We start from the raw sequence: 23555 nt of genomic DNA on the forward strand, positions 1-23555 counted from the left end.
GATCCAAAATTTTATGAAGCCTTGTTTTTCTATTTTAACTCTTGCTTTTTTTAGCCTGTTCTATATACCCGGCATTGATGCACAGCAAAAAAAGAATTTAAACATTACTCCTGCTCCTGCAGGGTATGTTTCAAAAGTATGGGTGGCCGATCAGGGGGATGGTACCTACAAAAATCCTGTGCTGAATGCTGATTATTCTGACCCCGATGCCATTCGGGTAGGTGATGATTTCTACCTGATCGCTTCCAGCTTTGATGCCGTTCCGGGTTTACCCATTTTGCACTCTAAAGATCTGGTGAACTGGAAAATTATAGGGCATGCGTTAAAAAGACAATTGCCTTTGGATCATTTTCAAAAAACACAGCATGGAAATGGCGTATGGGCACCTGCTATCCGTTACCATAAGGATGAATTTTATATCTATTATCCTGATCCGGATTTTGGCATCTATCTTACTAAGGCCAAAACGATCACCGGTCCCTGGACTGAACCCGTACTGGTAGCGCCTGGTAAAGGTTTGATAGATCCATGCCCCCTTTGGGATGCGGATGGCAGGGTATACCTTGCTTTTGCATTTGCGGGAAGTCGTGCTGGTATAAAAAGTGTGATTGCAGTGAAACAGCTGAATGCAGAAGGCAACCAAGCCATAGATGAAGGTACAATTGTATATGATGGACATGAAATTGACCCAACCATAGAGGGACCGAAGTTTTATAAACGCAATGGTTATTATTATATTTTTGCACCCTCGGGTGGCGTTGCTACAGGCTGGCAACTGGTGCTCCGTGCTAAAAATATATATGGCCCTTATGAGCGTAAAGTAGTCATGTCACAGGGAAAAAGCCTGGTTAACGGACCTCATCAGGGTGCCTGGGTAAATACACAAACGGGCGAAGACTGGTTCCTGCATTTTCAGGATAAAGATGCGTATGGCAGGGTGGTACACCTTCAGCCTATGAAATGGGTAAATGACTGGCCGGTAATAGGTATGGATGCAGATGGTGATGGTAACGGAAATCCGGTTATGCACTATAAAAATCCTTCAGTAGGCAAAGTCTACCCCATCAATACCCCGGCAGAAAGCGATGAATTTAACAATGTCGGTTTGGGCCTTCAATGGCAATGGCAAGCCAATCCCCTGACCACGTATGCTTTTGCAGATGCTGCCAAAGGAAGCCTTAAATTATATACCCAGCAAATTCCTGCTGAGGCCAAAAACTTATGGGATGTGCCAAATGTATTGCTGCAAAAATTTCCGGCAGATGAATTTGTAGCCACCACAAAGCTCACTTTTAATCCTAACCCAAAGCTGGAAAATGAAAAGACCGGATTGGTGGTGATGGGTTTAACCTATGCAAACATCGCCATCAGGAGTAAGAAAGATGGCTTGCAGCTGGTTACCGTAATCTGCGAAAAAGCAGATAAGGGAAATGCGGAAAAGGAAAGTCTGGTTACCAAATTAAAAACACCCACAGTTTATTTACGCTTAACAGTACAAAATGGGGCAAAATGTAAGTTTAGTTATAGCCTTGATGGCGAAAGGTTTATAGATTCCGGACTTAGTTTTGAGGCTAGCCCCGGCAAATGGATTGGAGCCAAAATGGGTCTTTTTGCGACAAGGGAAGACCAGATCAATGATTCGGGGTATGCAGATTATGACTGGTTCAGGGTGGAGGCATTAAATCTTACTTTTTAACGTCGACTTTCGGATGATCAGTTCCGGCTGGATGTTCACAACTTTGTCTTTACGTCCATTTGTAACTGAATCCAGTTCCTGAAAATAAAGCTGGGCAATAGTTTTACCCATGAGTGTGCTATGCTGATCAATAGTGGTTATCATAGGAGTGGTAATTTCTGTAAAAGATTCATTTGAATAGCCGCAAATGCCCAAATCTCGCGGTACACTGATGTTCATTTCGTTGGCTACCTCCAATACACCCAATGCTGCAAAGTCGGAAGTAGAAGCGAATATCGCATCAGGTGGGTTAGGCAATCCGAGCAACTTTCTGGTAGCTATAGCCCCTAAATCCTTCGTCCAGGCATTTTCAACAATCAGTTCAGGAATTACAGGCATGCCATTTTTGCGGAGCGCCTTTAAGTAACCGGCCTTACGCTGCCTGAAAATGTTTAAGTTTTGAGGGCCTTCCAGCAAGGCAATACGTTTATACCCTTCGGCAATTAAATGTTCCACCGCTTCCCTCGAGGCACTTTCATTGTCGTTTGTCACTTTAAATGTATCCAGTTCATCTGCTACACGGTCAAACTGGATCAATGAAATGCCCTGTTCCTTGATGTTCTTTAAATGGTCATCACTCTCGAAATCTGCACTTACAGAGATGATGATACAGCTTACATCCTGGTTAACCAGGGTGTTTATACATTTGATTTCCCTTGCGGCCAATTCATTAGACTGGCATATAATCAGGTTGTAGCCCTGCTGATAAGTTATCTCTTCGATACCAGCAATTACATTGGCAAAAAAATTCTGGTTAATTCTGGGTACAACAACACCAATGGTACGGTTATGGCCTTTGCGTAGGTTAGAGGCCATGCTGTTGGCCTTGTAGTTCAGCTCTTCGGCGGTTTTTAAAATTAACTCCCTTGTTGCGGTGCTGATGTTCCTGCTGTGATTCAATGCCCTTGAAACTGATGACGGATTTAAATTAAGCTTTTTGGCGATGTCATATATCGTTGCCCTTTTTGGCTGTTTCATGGTTGTTCCGGTATAATTTTATAAACTCATGTAATCAAACAAATATGCTGAAATTATTTTTAAGCAATCGATTGCGATTTTAAGTAATCTTTACTTATTTTCGTTCAACCAAATTAAATCAATAAACAAATTTATGAAAACTCTTGGAACACTCGACTATGCCGTATTCCTGGTCTACTTTTTAATTGTTGCATGTTATGGATGGTGGGTGTACCGTCAAAAAAAGGCACAGAAAGAGAATTCCAAAGACTTTTTTCTCGCTAAGGATTCTCTGACCTGGTGGGCTATAGGGGCCTCGCTCATTGCCTCTAATATTTCTGCGGAACAATTTATAGGTATGAGCGGTTCAGGATTCAAAATGGGTCTTGCCATAGCTACCTACGAATGGATGGCAGCGGCAACTTTAATTATTGTGGCCGTTTTCTTTATCCCCGTATACCTTAAAAATAAGATTTATACCATGCCTCAGTTTCTGCACCAGCGGTATAACGGTACGGTAGCCATGATCATGGCTATTTTCTGGCTGTTGTTATATGTGGTGGTAAACCTTACTTCAATTCTTTACCTGGGGGCACTGGCCATACACAGCATATCGGGCATCAATACCCAGGCCTGTATGTATATACTGGCGGTTTTTGCCATTATCATTACACTTGGAGGGATGAAAGTAATTGGTTATACTGATGTAGTTCAGGTGTTTTTTCTGATCCTCGGTGGTTTGGCCACTACTTATCTTGCCCTGGATCTGGTTGCCACACATTTTGGCTCAAGCGGGGTGCTAAAAGGTTTTAACCTGCTAACAACACATGCAGAAGAACATTTCCACATGATCTTTAAAAAAGACAATGAAAATTACCTGGACCTGCCGGGGCTTACCGTGCTGATCGGGGGGATGTGGATTGTAAACCTCAACTATTGGGGCTGTAACCAGTATATTACGCAACGTGCCCTGGGGGCCGATTTAAAAACAGCCCGTTCCGGTATCCTGTTTGCCTCTTTTCTGAAGTTATTAATGCCGGTAATTGTTGTATTGCCAGGAATTGCCGCTTATGTACTCTATAAAGAAGGTTACGGAGATTTTAAGACCAGTATGAGCCAGGGTGGGGAAGTTGTTCCGGATACGGCTTATCCCGTATTGCTGAACCTGCTTCCTGCAGGGTTAAAAGGATTGTCATTTGCAGCGCTCACTGCCGCAGTAGTAGCCTCTCTTGCCGGCAAGGCCAACAGCATTGCCACTATCTTTACACTCGATATTTACAAAAAGGTAATCAACAAGGATGCGCATGAAGATAAGCAGGTCGTAATTGGCAGATGGACGGTAATTTCTGCGATGCTCATTGCCATTGTGATTGCACCATTTCTAGGCATTGATAAAAAGGGAGGGTTCCAGTTCATACAGGAATATACAGGCTTCTTTTCTCCTGGTATCTTTGCGATGTTCATTTTAGGTTTCTTCTGGAAAAAAACCACTTCAAATGCAGCATTATTTGCTACTGTAGGTGGCTTTGCCCTGTCAGTAGTTTTAAAGTTCCTGCCTTTTGTTATGAACCTGGAATTTTTAAGTGCCTCTGGCTTTTCAAAGCTTGTGCAACAGAAAGATGGTACCATGCTTTACGAGATCCCTTTCCTGGACCGGATGGGCCTTGTCTTCATCATCTGTATGGTAGTTATGTTCCTCATCAGTATAGTTGAAACCAGCAGGGGGGTAGTGGCCAAAGGACTTGAAATAGATGGCAGTATGTTTAAAACCAACAAAGGTTTTGCTGTAGGTGCATTAATTGTCTGCGGTTTGCTGGTGGCCTTATATACCATTTACTGGTAAGCTGTTAGCTTCCAGTTTCTTGAAAGCCAGATAAGCCATGGTTGTTTCCGTTAAAAGCAGGAAACAACCATGGCTTTAGTTTTATTGAAAATCCTTCTTACGTGGCTGATTATCAATATGAAATCCTTCCTCTGATCTCCGTTTTTCCGGCAACGATTGCACAAATTTACTTGTCGAAACGTATAATTTGTGTTAGAAAACAATGTAACTTGTTTACAGGAGTACCGGTAAGGTATTCTTTACTAACCAAATATAATTAACGTATGAAAAGAATTTTACTATTATTTAGTATGCTCATCCTATGTTTCGGATTAGCAGATGCCCAGCAAACCAGGCAAATAACGGGCAAGGTAACAGACAAAACGAGCAAACAATCTATTCCCGGAGTATCTGTAACTGTAAAAGGTGCCGGCAATGTGGTCAGCACAGATGAAAAGGGACAATTTAAAATAAATGTTCCTGCAACCGGAAACATTGTTTTGATTGCCAGATACGTAGGTTATAAACCTCAGGAAATTACGGTAGGAAATGAGTCCAAAATTAACTTCGTACTCGAAGAAAACATTTCCTCATTGGATGAAGTGGTGATCAATATTGGTTACGGTACAGTACGTAAAAAAGACCTGACGGGTGCTGTTTCTTCTGTAGGTGCAGATGTAATTGCTGCTGCACCGGTTTCTTCAGCTTTAGAAGCTATTCAAGGGCGTGTAGCGGGGGTAAACATTACTTCAACAGAAGGCTCGCCTGATGCCGAAATGGTGGTAAGGGTAAGGGGCGGTGGCTCAATTACACAGAGTAATTCTCCGCTTTACATTGTAGATGGATTCCCGGTAGCCTCTATATCTGACATCGCACCGCAGGATATCGAATCGGTTGATATCTTAAAAGATGCTTCTTCCACAGCTATTTATGGTTCAAGGGGTGCCAATGGGGTGGTACTGGTTACCACAAAAGGTGGTAAAAGTGGTAAAACGAATATCAGCTATAATGTATTTACCGGTACCAGAAAACTAGCCAATAAACTGGATGTTTTAACACCTTTTGATTATGCATCCTGGCAGTACGAAAGAGCACTTTTGAGCAATGCACTCGATGTGTATACCAAATATCTGGGCAACTATCAGGATATAGACCTTTACAGAAATACACCGGCCAACGATTGGCAGGAGCTGGTTTTTGGCAGGACAGGTACTACTTTTAACCAGAACCTGAACATCAGCGGAGGGGGTGAAAAAACAAAATATAGCCTTAGCCATAGTTTTGTAAAAGACAAATCCATTATGCAGCTCTCCAGTTATGAACGGCAAAACGTTAACTTTAAAATGAACCATAAACTGTACAGTAAGCTTACACTGGATGTTGGACTACGTTATGCAGATACTAAAACAAAAGGCGGGGGCGTAAATGAACAGAATGAGGTATCTTCTGCAGATTCGCGTTTAAAAAACGCCATGATCTATCCGCCATTTCCAATACAGGGGCTTACTACAACTACTGAAACGGATGATACATTTAATTTGTATGATCCATTGGTATCTATTTCTGATAATGACCAATACATCCACCGTAAAACCTATAATTTAAGTGCTGCACTTACCTACGAAATCATAGATAACCTTAAGTTGCGCTCAGAAGTCGGTTATGACGGTTACAGAAATGACCAGGACCGGTTTTATGGTACAACAACCTATTATGTAAGAAATGTACCCACCAGCGAAAACCAGAACCTTCCAGCAATTATTTTTTCCAATACCAACAGGAACAGCCTGAGAAATACAAATACGCTGAGCTATAGCTTCAATAAACTGTTGAAAAAAGACCACAATCTTACCGTATTGGCCGGACAGGAATTCATTAAAATTGAGGAAGGTACAATGACCAATGTAGTACATGGCTTCCCTAAAACATTTACTTTTCAGAACGCCAGGGTTTTGTCTACCCAGGGTAAGGCAAACTCCATAGATAATAATTTTTCCCCTGATGATAAGCTTTTGTCGTTTTTTGGCAGGGCCAATTATGATTATCTGGGCCGATATTTGTTAAGCGCGACATTCAGGGCCGACGGCTCTTCGAAATTTTCAACTGAAAACCGCTGGGGATATTTCCCTTCTGTTTCTGCAGCCTGGAGAATTTCAGAAGAGAGCTTTATGGAGGATACTAAATCATGGCTGGCAGACCTGAAATTAAGGGCCAGCTATGGTACTGCAGGGAATAACAATATTCCACCCGGACAAATCGCTCAAACGTTTCAAAATTCTACCACCACCTGGGTAAATGGGTTTAACAGCTATTGGGCACCATCCAAAATTATGGCCAATCCGGATTTGAAATGGGAAACCACTGTTACAAGGAATATTGGTGTCGATTTTGCCCTGTTTAATTCTAAAGTTACAGGTACAATTGATGCCTATTTGAACCGCACAAACGACCTTTTAATTCAATTCCCGGTTTCAGGAACTGGTTATGATTTTCAGTTCCGGAACATTGGAAAAACCCAGAATAAAGGTTTAGAGTTCTCGGCAAGCTGGAACGCGGTAAAGAAATCCAATTTTGATCTGTCTGTGAATGCAAATATAAGTTTCAATAGAAATAAGGTAATTTCATTAGGTACAGTAAAAAACATTAACGGTACATCCGGATGGGCCTCAACAGAAATTGGTGTGGATTATCTGGTAGAAGAAGGAGCCTCGATTGGCAGAATTTACGGCTACCAGAGTGATGGCAGGTATGAAGTTTCAGATTTTACGGGATACAATGCTGCCACAGGGAACTGGACATTAAAAGATGGTGTAGCCGATGCAAGTACGGTTATTAGTACGCTGCGTCCGGGATCTATGAAACTTAAAAATCTTACGGGCGACCTGAAGATTGATCAGAACGATAAGACTGTAATTGGGAATGCCAATCCCCTGCATACAGGTGGCTTTTCTATCAATTCCAGAATCTATAGTTTTGATATAGGTGCTTTCTTTAACTGGAGTTATGGCAACGATATCTATAATGCAAATAAAATAGAATACACTTCTACCAGTAAGTACAATTCAAGAAACATGATCTCAACTATGGCAACGGGCAATCGCTGGACAAACCTGCGGGCAGATGGGACGATCAGTAACGATCCGGCCGAATTGACTGCTATGAACGCGAATACCACGCTCTGGTCGCCCTATATGAGGTCTTTTGTGTTGAGCGACTGGGCCATAGAAGATGGATCTTTTTTAAGGTTGTCTACCATAACACTGGGTTATACCCTACCCAGAAATTTATCAGCTAAACTAAAAATGCAAAAATTAAGATTATATGCATCAGCTTATAATTTATGGCTGTTAACCGATTATTCAGGGTTTGACCCCGAAGTTTCGACAAGGCGCAAAACAGGGTTAACGCCGGGAGTTGATTATTCAGCTTATCCAAGAAGCAGATCTTTTGTTTTTGGATTGAATGTTAATTTTTAGGACACTATTAATTTTAAGAAAATGAAAAAGATTGTCAATATTATATATATCCTCACCGTATTGATGGTGGTGAGTAGTTGCAAAAGTGCTTTGGAGGCACCAACCAAATCATCCTTAGATGAATCTGTTATTTTTTCTACGCCCAGCCTGGCTGAAGGGGCAGTAGCAGGTATCTTTCATTCCTTTGGTGAAACCAATTCTTATCGTGGCAGGTTCTTGGTCTATTATGGGATCAACACAGATGCTGAGGTTTACAATACCTTAAAATCCGTAGATGATGATAAAGCTAAATTATCCAATTACAATACCAATGTAGCCAATGGTCAAATGAATACGAGCGACAATGCCTGGGCCAAATTTTATGAGGCAATTGAAAGGGCCAACCTGGCCATAAGGGGCCTAAGAGCTTATGGAAAAGTAGAAAGCAATGCCCAGCTGGCACAAACATTAGGTGAAATTCTGACTTTAAGGGCTGTGATTTACAATGACCTGATCAAGGGTTGGGGAGATGTGCCGGCCCGTTTTGAACCCATTACTACAGAAACAGCTTACCTGCCAAGAAACGATAGGGATGTGATATATAAACAGCTCCTTGCTGATCTGGATGAAGCCGCAAATTATCTGCCCTGGCCTAATGAAAACGCTTTGACAAGTAAGGTAGAGCGGATCAGCAAAGCTTTTGCAAAGGGGTTGAGAGCGCGTTTGGCATTAGCAGCCGGGGGCTACGCCCAGCATCTGGACGGTACGGTACATTTAAGTACAGATCCTGACCTGGCCCGCGACAAAATGTATGCTATCGCAAAAAAGGAATGTCTCGATATCATTGGCAGTGGTAAATTAAAACTGCTTGGCTTTGAAGAAGTCTTTAGAAAATTAAATGAAGAAGGAGGTGCTGCCGGTTTGGAATCGATGTGGGAAATTCCATTTAGTGAAGGTAGGGGAAGGGTAATTTTTGATCTGGGTGTCAGACATACTACTATTGATAAGTATACCGGACAAAACAAAGGCGGTACCAATGGTCCAAACCCGATTATGTTGTATGAGTATGATGTAGACGATGTAAGGAGGGACGTTACCGTAGTTCCATATGAATGGACAAATGGAATACAGGTGCCTTCTGCACTTGGGCGTTTGTATTTTGGAAAATACCGTTACGAATGGATGAAAAGGAAAGTTACCTCTACCAATGATGATGGGTTAAACTGGATGTATATGCGTTATTCAGATATATTGTTAATGGCAGCTGAGGCCATTAATGAACTGGATGGACCGGCTGCTGCTGCACCATATTTAAAACAGGTGCGCGACAGGGCCTTCCCAACCAATCCTGCAAAAGTTACCGCCTTTATGGCTGCGGCGACAGCTTCTAAACCTACATTTTTTGATGCTATTGTGAATGAAAGGGCATTGGAATTTACTGGAGAAATGCTTAGAAAGGCCGATTTGATCCGATGGAATTTATTAAATACCAAACTGACAGAAGCAAAGGATAAATTAAGACAACTAGAGAACAGGCAAGGTAAATATGCTAATCTGCCAGCTAAAATCTATTATAGAACCGCTGCTGATGGGGAGACGGTACAGATTTATGGTTTAAAATTTGGCGATACAGATGCGGCAGGTGCTGCTTTGGGTTATACTTCAAATAAAACATGGACTATGGTTTCATCCGGTGATACCAAAACTTTCTGGGATGCCCTTTTTGTAAAAGATCCAAATGCACAGCAGGTATGGCCAATATGGCAGGTGTTTTTAGATTCCTCTAACGGATTGTTAAATAATGCTAATCTGGGACTATAATTTTAATGGTTATGAAAAATAATAAAAGATATATCAGTATTCTTTTCCTCGCAACTTTGATCGGATTTTCAGGCTGTAAAGAGGATCAGCTCGATCCAATAACTACCCTTAAAGTAGACCGTGCATTTTCTCCTACCGGCTTAACTGCCACGGTGGTAAATAAGATCTCGGTAAAGCTCGACTGGAAAGCCGTAAACAACGCAAAAACCTATACGATAGAAATTTTTGAAAATGCAGATTTTTCTGGCACACCTGTAAAGACAATCGGCAATATTGCCTTTACGCAGGTTCCTTATACGGTTTCAGGACTTGCTGGCGATACTCAATATGCCATAAGGGTTAAAGCTGCTGGTGAAGATGTAGGGGATTCCAAGTGGGTAACAGCAACAGTGAAAACTGATGCAGAGCAGATATTTAACGCAGTTAAGTTAGCAGATATTTCTGGTAACTCAGCGATATTGACCTGGCCTGCCGGCGAAACGGCAACAACCATCACCCTTAGCCCAGGTAACCTTAGCCATACGGTAACCCCGGCCGAAATTGCAGCCGGTTCTGCTACGGTAACAGGCCTGACAGGCGAGACCAATTATACCGCAAAACTGCTAAATGGAAACAAAATACGCGGCACAATAACATTTAAAACCTATGTTGACATTCGAAATGCAAAAATAATCAATTCTGTAGCCGAATTTAATACCGCCCTGACCACTGCGGTTAACGGCGATATCCTGGCCGTAAAAACAGGGAATTTTGATTTTGCAGGGGCAACAATTGCCGTTACAAAATCTATATCAGTCGTAGCTTTTCAAGCTACAGAACGACCTGTACTTAACAACCTAAGCTTTAATGTACAAAGCGGCGCTTCCCTGAAAATCAAGAACCTGGTTATTGACGGTGGGGCTACACCTACTTTTGCCATTACTTATGCTGCAGGTAATTTTGGCAATCTTGAAATTGATGGTTCAGTGATAAAAAATTATGGTGGTGGTATATTGGGCTTAACAAGCACAACTATAGTCAGTACAATTTCATCGGTTTTAATTAACAATAATGTGTTCAGTACATTTGGTGCAGGAGGAGAGTTTATAGATTTTCGTGGCAGTTTTGCCAATAGTCTGACTTTTACCAATAATACGTTATATGCACAGGGTGCCAGGGAATTTATACGTATGGACAATTCTGCAAGTGCCAGCTATCCGGCAGCTAAAGTAATCATTACTGTAAGTAACAATACATTAAATGCTGTAGCAAGTGGTGGCAAACGGTTATTTTATGTGCGTATCCCTGCTGCCAGCCATGAAATATATTTTACAAAAAATATAGTTGCCAGTACCGACGGCCTGCTGGCCAACCAGGCACAGACCAATCTGGTTACCTTATCAGGAAATAACTATTTTACAGCACCAAATATGGTTTCTTCTGCTACTGTCGGGGTTAAGGTAGATGCCAGTGGTACAACGCTTGACCCAGGGTTTAAATCTCCTGCAACTGGTGATTTTACCATCAGTCAGGTAGATTTAAAAGCCAATGGAATCGGAGATCCGCGATGGAGATAAAAAAAATGATAAAATGAGTGTATTAAATAAGTTTATGTTGCTTGCAATGATCAGTACTTTACTGTTATCTTTCAGGAGCCCACCTAAAAAGATTAAAGTTTACCTGATCGGTGATTCTACCATGTCCGTAAAACAAAAAAGGTATTATCCGGAAACCGGTTGGGGTATGCCATTTGCAGGTTTTTTTGACGCTGAAGTGGAAGTGGATAATCGTGCCCAGAATGGAAGAAGCACAAAGAGTTTCATAAATGAGAAACGCTGGCAATCTGTGATGGATAGTTTAAACGAGGACGACTATGTATTTATCCAGTTTGGCCATAATGATGAAGTGGAAACAAAGAAGAATTATACCAAACCAGAAGAATTTAAGGCTAACCTGATCAGGTTCATTACCGATACAAAAGCTAAAAAGGCAACACCAATATTGTTAAGCCCGGTTTCCAGGCGAAGGTTTGATGTTGGGGGCAAAGCTCAGGAAACACATCCCTATACCTATTTGGTAAAAGAAGTGGCCTCCGAACAAAAAGTAGCTTTCATTGACCTGGATGCCAGGAGTATTGCACTTTATCAGAAATTTGGCCCTGATGCTTCTACTTTGTTGTTCAACCACCTGGAACCCGGTATACATCCCAATTATCCCGAAGGCAAAATTGATGATACCCATTTTAATGAACTGGGTGCCCGCGAAATTGCTCAGCTGGTATTGCAGGAACTCAGGAAGCTTAATTTAGATCTCAGTAATCACATTGTTAAACCACAACCAAAAAAATAAGATGGCAAAATTGGGTCTTAAATGCCTTACTATAGCCCTGGTAGCCCTGCTATCGGGAACGAATATTTACGGCCAGGATAAAAAGATCATTGTTGCACAGGATGGTAGTGGTGATTATAAAACGGTACAGGAAGCTATAAACGCGGTGCCCGATTTTAGAAATGCCACTACGGTTATCCTGATCAAAAATGGCAATTACAAAGAAAAACTTAACCTTTCGGCCTCTAAAAAGATGGTTAAACTGATTGGCGAAAACCCTGAAAAAACTGTGCTTACTTATGATGACTATGCACAAAAGAAAAACAGTTTCGGAGAAGCAATGGGTACTTCAGGATCTTCCTCATTCTATATTTATGGGGATGGTTTTGCTGCAGAGAACATCACCTTTGCCAATTCTTCAGGGCCGGTCGGACAGGCTGTTGCGGTATGGATCGCATCGGATCAGGCGGTATTCAAAAACTGCAGGTTCCTTGGTTTTCAGGATACACTTTATACCTATGGCCGTGGCAGCAGGCAATATTATAAAAACTGTTATATAGAAGGGACAACTGATTTTATTTTTGGGTCATCTACTGCAATGTTTGAAAATTGTATCCTCTTTTGCAAAAAAGGTGGGTCATACCTTACCGCGGCCTCTACCCCCGATACAACCAAATATGGTTATGTTTTCAAAAATTGTAAAATAACCGGCGATGCACCTGAAAACTCTTTTGCATTGGGCCGTCCATGGCGACCGTATGCTAAAACTGTTTTCATCAATTGCGAACTTGGAAATATGATCAAACCCGCCGGCTGGGACCATTGGGGTAAAGAGAGCAATAAACAGACAGCCTATTATGCAGAATATAAAAACACCGGACCTGGTTATAAACCCGATAAAAGAACAGATTGGTCGCAGCAGCTTAGTGATGACGAAGCCAAAACTTATAATATAACACAGGTTTTCCGTGGCTGGAACCCTGTACAATAATTTAAAACGGCAACGATTGCGCAGTTATTTTCCTGCTTTTTGTTCCAATCTTATTTAAAACTATGTAGACTTGCTTTATTAAGTATAACCCAAATATAAATTCTAATTTCAAATATGAAACAAATAGTATCCGCCATATTAGCCATTCCTTTATTGATCAGCACATTCCAGGCAGGTGCACAAAATAAAAAAGCGTATTCGTTCGATAACCTGCCGGTAATCGCAAAAACATTCTTTAAAAAGGATACCATTAATATTCTTAAATATGGAGCAAAAAATGACGGGATCACTTTAAATACAAAAAGCATCAACCAGGCCATTACGGATTGTAATAAACGTGGTGGCGGTGTAGTGGTGATCCCTGAAGGTCTGTGGCTTACCGGTCCGATTGAACTGAAAAGCAATGTAAACCTGCACCTTAAAAAAAATGCGCTGCTGCAGTTTACAAAAGATATGGATCAATATCCTTTGGTAGAAGGCAACTGGGAAGGCTTACCTCAAATGCGTAACCAATCGCCCATTTGGGCCAGTAACCAGCAAAATATTGCCATCACCGGTTACGGTATTGTGGATGGTGGTGGCGAGGCCTGGCGCATGGTAAAGAAAGATAAACTGACCGAAAGTCAGTGGAAAAGTCTCCTTGCCTCAGGCGGCGTAGTAGGCGAAGACAACAAGTCCTGGTACCCCTCAGCAAAGTCCTTGAAAGGTGCAAAGATGAAAAATGCGGGTGTCATTACTAAAGATAAAGATGCTGCGTTTTATGCAGAGATCAAAGATTTCCTGCGCCCGAACCTGTTGGTGCTTAATCGCTGCAAACGGGTTTTGCTGGAAGGCGTAACCTTTCAGAATTCACCCGCATGGAACCTGCACCCACTGATGTCGGAAGACATTACCATAAGAAATGTATATGCCAAAAACCCATGGTATGCCCAGAACGGTGATGGCCTTGACATAGAGTCCTGTAAAAATGTACTGGTAGAAGGCAGTACATTTGATGTGGGCGATGATGGCATCTGTATCAAATCGGGCCGTGATGCAGAAGGCCGCAAGCGGGCAATGCCAACCGAAAATGTAGTAATCCGCCACAGCACGGTGTACCACGCACATGGTGGCTTTGTGATCGGTAGTGAAATGTCGGGAGGCGCAAAAAACATTTTTATTTCCGATTGTACCTTTATAGGTACCGATATCGGTCTGCGTTTTAAAACCACAAGAGGAAGAGGTGGTGTAGTGGAAAACATCTACGCCAGAAACATCAACATGAAAGACATTCCGGGCGAGGCCATCCTTTTTGACATGTACTATGCCGCAGTAGACCCGGTTCCGCTAACAGGCGAAAAAAGAGAAACACCTAAAGTAGAATTACTGCCCGTTACCGAAGAAACACCTGTTTTCAGGAAGTTCTATATCAGTAATGTAGTTTGCGACGGTGCAGCCAAAGCTGTATTTATAAGAGGATTACCTGAAATGAGCATCAGCGATATTTTTCTGGACAATTTAACCATTAAAGCAAAAGAAGGACTGGATATACAGGAAGCTAAAAACATCAGCCTGTCCAATGTTCACCTCGATATAAAAAATGCAAAGCCCCTGATCTATATCCAGAATGGTAGCTCTGTAACCCTCAGCAATATCAGTTATACCAATGCCGAACTGCTGTTCAGAATTAACGGGGCAAAAAACAGCAATATAAAATTAACCGGTACAGCTACTTCAAAAGCAGCAGTAAAAACTGAATTTGGTCATGGGGCACAGGCAGATGTACTGGAAATAAAATAACCTTAAAACATAAAAGGTATGTCAGAAAGAATGATTAAAACAGTATTGATCTGTTTGCTAAATGCGGGTTTCACATGTTTAAGTGCCAGGGCACAGGTTGCCGCCAAAACTGATCATTCAACAGATCCGGCTGCCGAAAATATGTTGGTTTACCAGCGCAGTGTTGGCGGATGGCCAAAGGCCGTGGGTAAGGTAATAACAGATCAATTATACAATAAAGTACTGTCTGATGCCGAAAAAAGCCTGATAAGGGCTGATTCTATGCATAACGATGCTACCATCGACAATAAAGCAACTTCGAAAGAACTCCGCTACCTGGCTACTGCCTATAAGCATACACAAAACCCGGCCTATTTGAAAGCTGTGGAAAAAGGGGTAAACTACCTGTTAAATGCCCAGTACGACAATGGGGGCTGGGCCCAGTACCACCCCGACCATAGCCTGTACCGTGGACAGATAACTTATAACGACAATGCAATGGTCAATGTATTGAACATTATGCAGGACATTGCAGAAGGGAAGAACAATTTTGATCAGCTCCCGGCTGCTTTTCGCCCTAAAGCCGAAAACGCAGTTAAAAAAGGAATTTCCTGCATTTTAAAAACACAGGTAAGGGTAAATGGCAAACTAACGGTCTGGGCGGCTCAATACGATGAACACACCTTAAAGCCCGCCAAGGCAAGGGCATTTGAACTTGCTTCTTTAAGTGCGATGGAATCTGTTGGTATTGCCGAGTTCCTGATGCGTATTAAAAACCCTGGTGCAGAAATTAAAGATGCCCTGAGTGCAGCCATGGCCTGGTTTGAACGGTCGAAAATAACAGATCACGATTTTGTATTTATTGAGGATGCGAAACAACCCAAAGGTAAAGACCGTATATTTATTGAGAAACCCGGATCAGTCTTATGGGCCCGTTTTTATGACATCGATACCAATGAACCCATATTTGTTGGAAGGGATAGCCTGCCAAAAAAGACCGTTGCCGAAATAGAACAGGAAAGGCGCATTGGTTATGCATGGTATGGTAACTGGGCCAGTAATTTGCTTCAAAAGAAATATCCAGCCTGGTTAAAATCCCTTTAATCCAGCCCCTTAATGCTGCGCAATATAGCAGCGGGCATATGGCCATTTCCAAATCCTGTTCCTGGCGGTCTAACGAAAACGTTATCGAGAACGTTTGCGTAAATAATTACCGTATAACAGGGTTTTTTACTAGTAATAATTATGTAGACTTGTTTTACGACCTTATATAAATTGTAAAAATGACTTTATCAAAAGATACCTTAAATAGCATTAAACCAAATCAAGTGGTTGCTCCCGATGAAAAAATATTTAACCTGCCGGAAAAAGTGCTGCAATTTGGCACGGGTGTGCTGCTGCGCGGATTGCCTGATTTTTTTATCGACAAGGCCAATAAAAAAGGATTGTTCAATGGTAGGGTAGCTGTAATCAAATCGACCAGCAAAGGCGGTACCAAAGAATTTGATGATCAAAACGGTTTATATACCATCTGTGTAAGGGGAATTGAAAACGGACAGCCTGTAGAAGAGAATATCATTTCTGCGGCCATCAGCAGAGTGCTTACTGCCGATCAGGATTGGAACACTATTCTGGATATTGCGGCATCACCTTTATTAAAGGTGATCGTTTCTAATACTACCGAAGTGGGGATACAGCTGGTAGAGGAAAGTATAGACCAAAGCCCCCCGCAATCTTTCCCCGCAAAATTACTCGCAGTGTTGTACGCACGCTATAAGGCATTGGGAGCAGCTGCCGCCGCCGATATAGCTGTAATTGCTACTGAACTTATTTCGGATAACGGAAAAAAACTGGAGGCCATTGTATTGCAGCTAGCTGCATTTAACAAGCTGGACGAAGCATTTTTAACCTGGTTAAACGCCCATGTCCATTTCTGCAATTCGCTGGTAGACCGTATTGTTCCCGGAAAACCTGATGCAACCACACTGGCTAACCTGGAAACAGAACTGGGGTATAAAGATGAACTGGTCATTATGGCCGAACCTTACCGCCTTTGGGCCATTGAAGGAGGACAAAAGGTTGCTGAACTGCTTGGCCTGGAAGCCGCTGATAACGGTGTAATTGTGAGGCCCGATATTGAAATATTTAAAGAACTGAAAGTACGCCTGCTGAATGGTTCGCATACCCTAACCTCGGGCATTGCTTATTTGCTGGGTATCGATACGGTAACCAAAGCCATGAACAACAGCCTGACCAGGAATTATGTAAATGAGCTGATGATGCAGGAAATTGTTGGTGCCATACCTTATGATGTAGCGCCTGATGAAGCTATTGCTTTTGCAAATACGGTGATAGACCGCTTTGCAAACCCAAGTATCCAGCACCTCTGGATCAACATTACCTTCCAGTATACCATGAAAATGAAAATCAGGATTTTGCCTGTCCTGCTCAATTATTATAAACTCAATCAAAAAGTACCTGCTCATATTGCCTTTGGTTTTGCCGCATTCCTGCTGTTCATGAAATCGGCCAGAAAAGATGGTGATCAGTACTTTGGCAATTACAAAGGTCATGAATACGCAATAACCGATGATGAAGCTGCTTATTTTTACAATATCGCACAGCAAAATGAATCGGAATACGTAAATTTAGTACTGGCAGACAGTAAATTATGGGGTACTGACCTTTCGTCATTGCAGGGCTTTAATGAAACGGTAAAAGAAAACTATAACAATATATTGAAACATGGTGTGGCCGACGCTTTGGCCAGGCTGGAAGAGACATTACAAATTAAACAATGAAACAAAGAATATTAAAGGTTCATCCTAAGGATAATGTGTTGGTTGCACTTACCGATCTGGTAAAGGGAGAGGAAGTGATTTATGAAGGTGAATCTTATTTGCTGACAGACAATGTGCCGGCCAAGCATAAATTTACCACTGCCGATCTGGCTGCGGGGGATAAAGTGATCATGTATGGTGTATTGGTAGGTAAGGCCCAGATGGACATTCCGGTAGGTTCAATTTTAACTACCAGTAACATCAAACATGCCGCTACTGAGTTTAACACTACAGATGCACATGTCGACTGGCAAAAACCGGATGTAACAGAATGGAAAGACAAAACCTTTCAGGGCTTTCACCGCAACGATGGTCAGGTGGGTACCGCCAATTACTGGCTGGTGATCCCTATGGTGTTTTGTGAGAACAGAAACCTGGAGGTTTTACAGGAAGCCCTGATGAACAACCTGGGCTACGGCCGGAACGAGACCTACCAGTCGCAAGCCAAAGAACTGATGGCCCTTTACGAAAAAGGAGCCAGTGTAAACGACATTTTAAATGCCCAGCTTACGTATTCGGAAAAGGCACAAAAGCAAAACCGGATGTTTCCGAATGTAGACGGTATTAAATTTTTGACACATACGGGGGGCTGCGGCGGAACCCGTCAGGATTCAGAAACTTTATGCGGATTGCTGGCAGGATACATTACCCATCCCAATGTAGCGGGAGCAACAGTGTTAAGTTTGGGTTGTCAGAATGCCCAGGTAAGCATCCTTAAAGAAGAAATTGAAAAGCGGAGCAGAAACTTCGACAAGCCTTTATATATACTGGATCAGCAAACCGTTGGAAAAGAATCGGAACTGTTGAGCCAGGCGATCAAGCAGACCTTTGCAGGTTTGATCCAGGCCAATGCCAATGAAAGAAAGCCGGCACCTTTAAGCAAACTGTGCATAGGACTGGAATGTGGTGGTTCTGATGGCTTTTCAGGTATCTCTGCAAACCCCGCAATTGGGTATGCCTCCGATCTGCTGGTGGCACTGGGTGGATCGGTGATCCTGGCCGAGTTCCCTGAACTCTGTGGTGTAGAGCAGAACCTGAGCGATCGGTGTGTGGACAAAGAAGATGCTGAACGTTTTGAATACCTGATGAAAACCTATAGCAAAAGGGCAACTGAGGCCGGTTCGGGCTTTGACATGAACCCTTCACCAGGAAATATTAAAGATGGTTTGATCACGGATGCCATTAAATCTGCCGGAGCAGCTAAAAAAGGAGGCACTTCTCCGGTGGTTGCTGTACTGGACTACCCCGAAAAAGTATTTAAACCAGGATTGAACCTGCTCTGTACCCCGGGTAATGACGTGGAATCGACCACGGCCGAAGTGGGCTCGGGTGCAAATGTAGTGCTGTTTACTACCGGCCTGGGTACCCCCACAGGCAACCCTATTGCCCCGGTAATTAAAATATCAAGCAATACCAAGCTGTTTAATAAGATGAGCGACATTATAGACCTGGATACAGGTCCTATTATTGATGGCGACGAGACCATTAAAGATGCCGGTAGCAGGATCTTGAATTATGTGATCGACGTGGCCAGCGGTCATACTACCGTGAGTGCAGTACGTCACATTCAGGACGATTTTATTCCATGGAAAAGAGGCGTTTCCTTATAGAAACGCGTAAATACATTATATACTTATTTGCATGAAGAAATTTTTAGACGAAAACTTTTTATTAGAGAGCAAAACAGCCGAAATGCTGTACCATAACTTTGCCAAACAAATGCCGGTGATTGACTATCACAACCATCTGATTCCCGATCAAATGGCAAATGACATTAATTTTGAGAACATTACCCAGGCCTGGTTATATGGCGACCATTATAAATGGCGCGCCATGCGGGCAAATGGTATCGATGAACATTACATCACCGGTGGGGCAAGCGATCTGGAGAAGTTTAAAAAATGGGCAGAGACCGTTCCCTATACCTTAAGAAACCCTTTATACCACTGGACACACCTGGAACTGCAAAGGTATTTTGATGTGCATGAGGTGCTTTCTGCCGAAAATGCAGAACGTATATATCATGAATGTACCGCTAAATTACAGACGCCCGAATATTCGGTGCTGAACCTGCTGCGCAAAATGAATGTGAAAACATTGTGCACTACCGATGATCCGCTGGATAATCTGGAGTTTCACCAGAAACTAAAAAATGACGGGGTAGATATCAAGATATTGCCTGCCTTCAGGCCGGATAAGGCCATGAATGCAGATGATACTGCCGGGCTTAACCAATATATAGATAAGCTGGCAGCTTTATCGGGAGCGGAGATCAATGACCTGGATACTTACCTTTCGGCTTTAAAAGCACGCCATGATTATTTTGCGGCCAATGGCTGTTCGGTTTCAGACCACGGATTGGAGCAGATCTATGCAGAAGACTATACTGCTGAGGAAGTGAAATCCATTTTTGTAAAGATCAGAACGAAAGCTGCTTTAAGTATGGATGAAGTGTTGAAGTTTAAATCGGCCCTGTTGTTTGAATTTGCGCTGTGGGACCATGAAAAAGGTTGGGTACAGCAATACCACCTGGGCGCATTAAGAAATAACAACAACAGGTTACTGACCCAGCTTGGACCAGATACCGGCTTTGATTCTATAGGTGATTTTAGCCAGGCGAAGCAGCTTTCGAAATTTTTAAACAACCTGGACAGCCAGAACCGTTTGGCAAAAACCATATTGTATAACCTGAACCCTGCTGATAATGAGCTGATGGCCACCATGATTGGTAATTACAATGATGGTACAGTTGCTGGTAAAGTACAATGGGGATCGGGCTGGTGGTTCCTGGACCAGAAGGATGGCATGATCAAACAACTCAATACTTTGTCTAATATGGGACTGCTGAGCCGCTTTGTGGGGATGCTTACAGATTCCAGAAGTTTCCTTTCTTATCCCCGCCATGAGTACTTCAGAAGGATACTGTGTAACCTGTTTGGAGCCGATGTGGAGAATGGTGAACTGCCAAATGACCAGGAATGGCTTGGAAAGGTGATACAGGATATCTGTTACAACAACGCCAAAACGTATTTTAACTTCTAACATCGTTTGTTTTAATTTTAGATATGCCCTTGTAGTAGCAATACTGCAGGGGCTTTTTTTAGGCCATGTTGTTCACAAGAAGTGTGATTGTTCACACCTGGTTCACATCTCCTTCACACCAAACCCACAAACAGGTACCTTTTTGTGAAGAAAGTGTGTAGAATGTGTGGATGATGTGAGGACATGGCCTTACCAGGAGCGGGCTTTGCCTTCAGGGATTGCCTGGTTTGGCGGGGTATAGAATGTTGTTTTTGGGAGCATAAGCAGTAAAACAATAAAAAAGGCAGCATTTTTTTCAATTTTTCTGATTGTAATTAAGGCAGTTAGGATAAAAGTTGATTTAATGGTGTGATATAGTTTGATTGGGTTGATAATTTTCCTACTTTTGCAACCCGCTTCGGAGGAAGGGAAAAGGTGAGGTTGATGTTTAGGAGGTTGATTTGAGGAGATGATGAGTAGAGATTTGTATTTCTTTAGGACCTGGTTTAGCGCCATGAGAAAAAAGGAAAAAAAGTTTTAAAAAAAGCTTGACAATACTAAAAAGATTTCTACCTTTGCAATCCCAAACACAGGGAGCCTGATTGACGGAGTTGATCAGGGGAATAAAAAAGATTGAAGCGCTGAGATTTGAAACAGAGATCTGGAATAATAAGACCAGGCCGAAACTGAAAAAGGAAGCGAAGATATATACAGGAGACCCGTGAGGCGATTCGAGAAGTTCATTAAAGAGATGTCATTTATAAAGCGTAGCGAGGTAAGATAGTACGATTTCAAAGTACATGAATACGGAGCTATTTTTTCGAGTTGAATTCTAACTGGACAATACAATTAGAATAAGACTATTATTAATTAAGTTAAGAATGGTCAGCGTTCAAACAACACATTTACAATGGAGAGTTTGATCCTGGCTCAGGATGAACGCTAGCGGCAGGCCTAATACATGCAAGTCGAACGAGATTAAGGGGCTTGCTCCTTATGAAAGTGGCGCACGGGTGCGTAACGCGTATGCAACCTACCTTAATCAGGGGGATAGCCCGAAGAAATTCGGATTAACACCGCATAAAAACACAGGATAGCATTATCCAATGTTCAAATATTTATAGGATTAAGATGGGCATGCGTGTCATTAGCTAGTTGGCGGGGTAACGGCCCACCAAGGCGACGATGACTAGGGGATCTGAGAGGATGACCCCCCACACTGGTACTGAGACACGGACCAGACTCCTACGGGAGGCAGCAGTAAGGAATATTGGTCAATGGAGGGAACTCTGAACCAGCCATGCCGCGTGCAGGAAGACAGCCCTCTGGGTCGTAAACTGCTTTTATTCGGGAATAAACCTACTTACGTGTAAGTAGCTGAATGTACCGAAGGAATAAGGATCGGCTAACTCCGTGCCAGCAGCCGCGGTAATACGGAGGATCCAAGCGTTATCCGGATTTATTGGGTTTAAAGGGTGCGTAGGCGGCCTGTTAAGTCAGGGGTGAAAGACGGTAGCTCAACTATCGCAGTGCCCTTGATACTGACGGGCTTGAATACACTAGAGGTAGGCGGAATGTGACAAGTAGCGGTGAAATGCATAGATATGTCACAGAACACCGATTGCGAAGGCAGCTTACTATGGTGTGATTGACGCTGAGGCACGAAAGCGTGGGGATCAAACAGGATTAGATACCCTGGTAGTCCACGCCCTAAACGATGAATACTCGCTGTTAGCGATATACAGTTAGCGGCTAAGCGAAAGCGTTAAGTATTCCACCTGGGGAGTACGCCCGCAAGGGTGAAACTCAAAGGAATTGACGGGGGCCCGCACAAGCGGAGGAGCATGTGGTTTAATTCGATGATACGCGAGGAACCTTACCCGGGCTTGAAAGTTAGTGAATTAGATAGAGATATTTAAGTGAGCAATCACACGAAACTAGGTGCTGCATGGCTGTCGTCAGCTCGTGCCGTGAGGTGTTGGGTTAAGTCCCGCAACGAGCGCAACCCCTATGTTTAGTTGCCAGCACGTTAAGGTGGGGACTCTAAACAGACTGCCTGTGCAAACAGAGAGGAAGGAGGGGACGACGTCAAGTCATCATGGCCCTTACGTCCGGGGCTACACACGTGCTACAATGGATGGTACAGAGGGCAGCAAGCTGGCAACAGCAAGCGAATCTCAAAAAGCCATTCACAGTTCGGATAGAGGTCTGCAACTCGACCTCTTGAAGTTGGATTCGCTAGTAATCGCGTATCAGCAATGACGCGGTGAATACGTTCCCGGGCCTTGTACACACCGCCCGTCAAGCCATGGAAGTTGGGGGTACCTAAAGTACGTAACCGCAAGGAGCGTCCTAGGGTAAAACCGATAACTGGGGCTAAGTCGTAACAAGGTAGCCGTACCGGAAGGTGCGGCTGGAATACCTCCTTTCTGGAGTAGGTTTGACTACTCGCTACGCTAAATGATATAAATGACTATATATCTCAAAACAAGACAACCCATAGGATGAAGCATGGTTTAGTGCTCCATACTGAAAAGGGGACATGAGTAGATCAAAAGATTTGTGAAAATGAGAAATCAGTACTCATAAACCTTAAGGAATCCATAGTCCCGTAGCTCAGTTTGGTTAGAGCACTACACTGATAATGTAGGGGTCAGCAGTTCAAATCTGCTCGGGACTACATTAAGAATAATCTTAAGGGGGATTAGCTCAGCTGGCTAGAGCGCCTGCCTTGCACGCAGGAGGTCAACGGTTCGACTCCGTTATTCTCCACCATCACCGGTGCCTAAGATAAAAGGTACAGAAATAGGTAGCAGGAATGCAACCCGGGATAGAAAAGTTCTTTGAC

General features: G+C 42.9%; 13 protein-coding genes, 2 tRNA genes and 1 rRNA gene. 15 read left to right on the forward strand and 1 reads right to left on the reverse strand.

All coding sequences use genetic code 11. The features are described 5' to 3' along the window. Positions 1-13 precede the first annotated feature (13 nt). The gene (locus PHEP_RS05730) at positions 14-1696 is read left to right on the forward strand and encodes a glycoside hydrolase family 43 protein (protein WP_012781312.1); all 1683 of its coding nucleotides are present in this window, start codon (positions 14-16) and stop codon (positions 1694-1696) included. On the opposite strand, the gene PHEP_RS05735 is transcribed toward PHEP_RS05730, so the two are convergent. Further along, positions 1679-2713, reverse strand: a complete 1035-nt coding sequence (locus PHEP_RS05735; protein WP_012781313.1) for a LacI family DNA-binding transcriptional regulator — start codon at positions 2711-2713, stop codon at positions 1679-1681. The genes PHEP_RS05730 and PHEP_RS05735 overlap by 18 nt on opposite strands. A 133-nt stretch (positions 2714-2846) precedes the next feature. On the opposite strand from PHEP_RS05735, the gene PHEP_RS05740 reads away from it, so the two are divergent. The 14 genes from PHEP_RS05740 (at position 2847) to PHEP_RS05810 (ending at position 23482) form a co-directional block, all read left to right on the forward strand. Further along, positions 2847-4535, forward strand: coding sequence for a sodium/sugar symporter (locus PHEP_RS05740; protein WP_012781314.1), 1689 nt, complete (start codon positions 2847-2849; stop codon positions 4533-4535). Between the two features lie 263 nt (positions 4536-4798). Continuing rightward, positions 4799-7990, forward strand: a complete 3192-nt coding sequence (locus tag PHEP_RS05745; protein ID WP_012781315.1) for a SusC/RagA family TonB-linked outer membrane protein — start codon at positions 4799-4801, stop codon at positions 7988-7990. Positions 7991-8011: 21 nt separating this feature from the next. After that, complete coding sequence (locus tag PHEP_RS05750) at positions 8012-9790, forward strand: RagB/SusD family nutrient uptake outer membrane protein (protein ID WP_012781316.1); 1779 nt, start codon at positions 8012-8014, stop codon at positions 9788-9790. An 11-nt stretch (positions 9791-9801) separates the two neighbouring features. Further along, positions 9802-11346, forward strand: a complete 1545-nt coding sequence (locus PHEP_RS05755) for a DUF4957 domain-containing protein (protein WP_036675628.1) — start codon at positions 9802-9804, stop codon at positions 11344-11346. Further along, positions 11318-12118, forward strand: a complete 801-nt coding sequence (locus PHEP_RS05760; RefSeq protein ID WP_012781318.1) for a rhamnogalacturonan acetylesterase — start codon at positions 11318-11320, stop codon at positions 12116-12118. Before PHEP_RS05755 ends, PHEP_RS05760 begins: the two co-directional genes overlap by 29 nt. 1 nt (position 12119) lies before the next feature. Then, a complete protein-coding gene (locus tag PHEP_RS05765) occupies positions 12120-13088 on the forward strand; it encodes a pectinesterase family protein (RefSeq protein WP_012781319.1) in 969 nt (322 codons plus the stop codon). Between the two features lie 114 nt (positions 13089-13202). Next, the gene (locus PHEP_RS05770; RefSeq protein ID WP_012781320.1) at positions 13203-14867 is read left to right on the forward strand and encodes a glycoside hydrolase family 28 protein; all 1665 of its coding nucleotides are present in this window, start codon (positions 13203-13205) and stop codon (positions 14865-14867) included. 18 nt (positions 14868-14885) lie between these two features. After that, complete coding sequence (pelA, locus tag PHEP_RS05775) at positions 14886-15950, forward strand: pectate lyase (protein ID WP_012781321.1); 1065 nt, start codon at positions 14886-14888, stop codon at positions 15948-15950. Between the two features lie 179 nt (positions 15951-16129). Next, the gene (locus tag PHEP_RS05780; protein WP_012781322.1) at positions 16130-17647 is read left to right on the forward strand and encodes a tagaturonate reductase; all 1518 of its coding nucleotides are present in this window, start codon (positions 16130-16132) and stop codon (positions 17645-17647) included. Beyond that, a complete protein-coding gene (locus PHEP_RS05785) occupies positions 17644-19296 on the forward strand; it encodes a UxaA family hydrolase (RefSeq protein ID WP_012781323.1) in 1653 nt (550 codons plus the stop codon). The genes PHEP_RS05780 and PHEP_RS05785 overlap by 4 nt, the downstream gene beginning before the upstream one ends. Before the next feature lie 31 nt (positions 19297-19327). Beyond that, positions 19328-20728 (forward strand): glucuronate isomerase, encoded by a 1401-nt coding sequence (gene uxaC / locus PHEP_RS05790; protein WP_012781324.1) that lies wholly within the window; start codon positions 19328-19330, stop codon positions 20726-20728. 886 nt (positions 20729-21614) lie between these two features. Beyond that, a 16S ribosomal RNA gene (locus PHEP_RS05800) occupies positions 21615-23136 on the forward strand. A 176-nt stretch (positions 23137-23312) separates the two neighbouring features. Then, a tRNA-Ile gene (locus PHEP_RS05805) sits at positions 23313-23387 on the forward strand. Positions 23388-23405: 18 nt separating this feature from the next. Further along, positions 23406-23482 (forward strand) — tRNA-Ala (locus PHEP_RS05810). Positions 23483-23555 lie beyond the last annotated feature (73 nt).

Origin of the sequence: Pedobacter heparinus DSM 2366, from assembly GCF_000023825.1 — a bacterium.
Classification (GTDB): domain Bacteria; phylum Bacteroidota; class Bacteroidia; order Sphingobacteriales; family Sphingobacteriaceae; genus Pedobacter; species Pedobacter heparinus.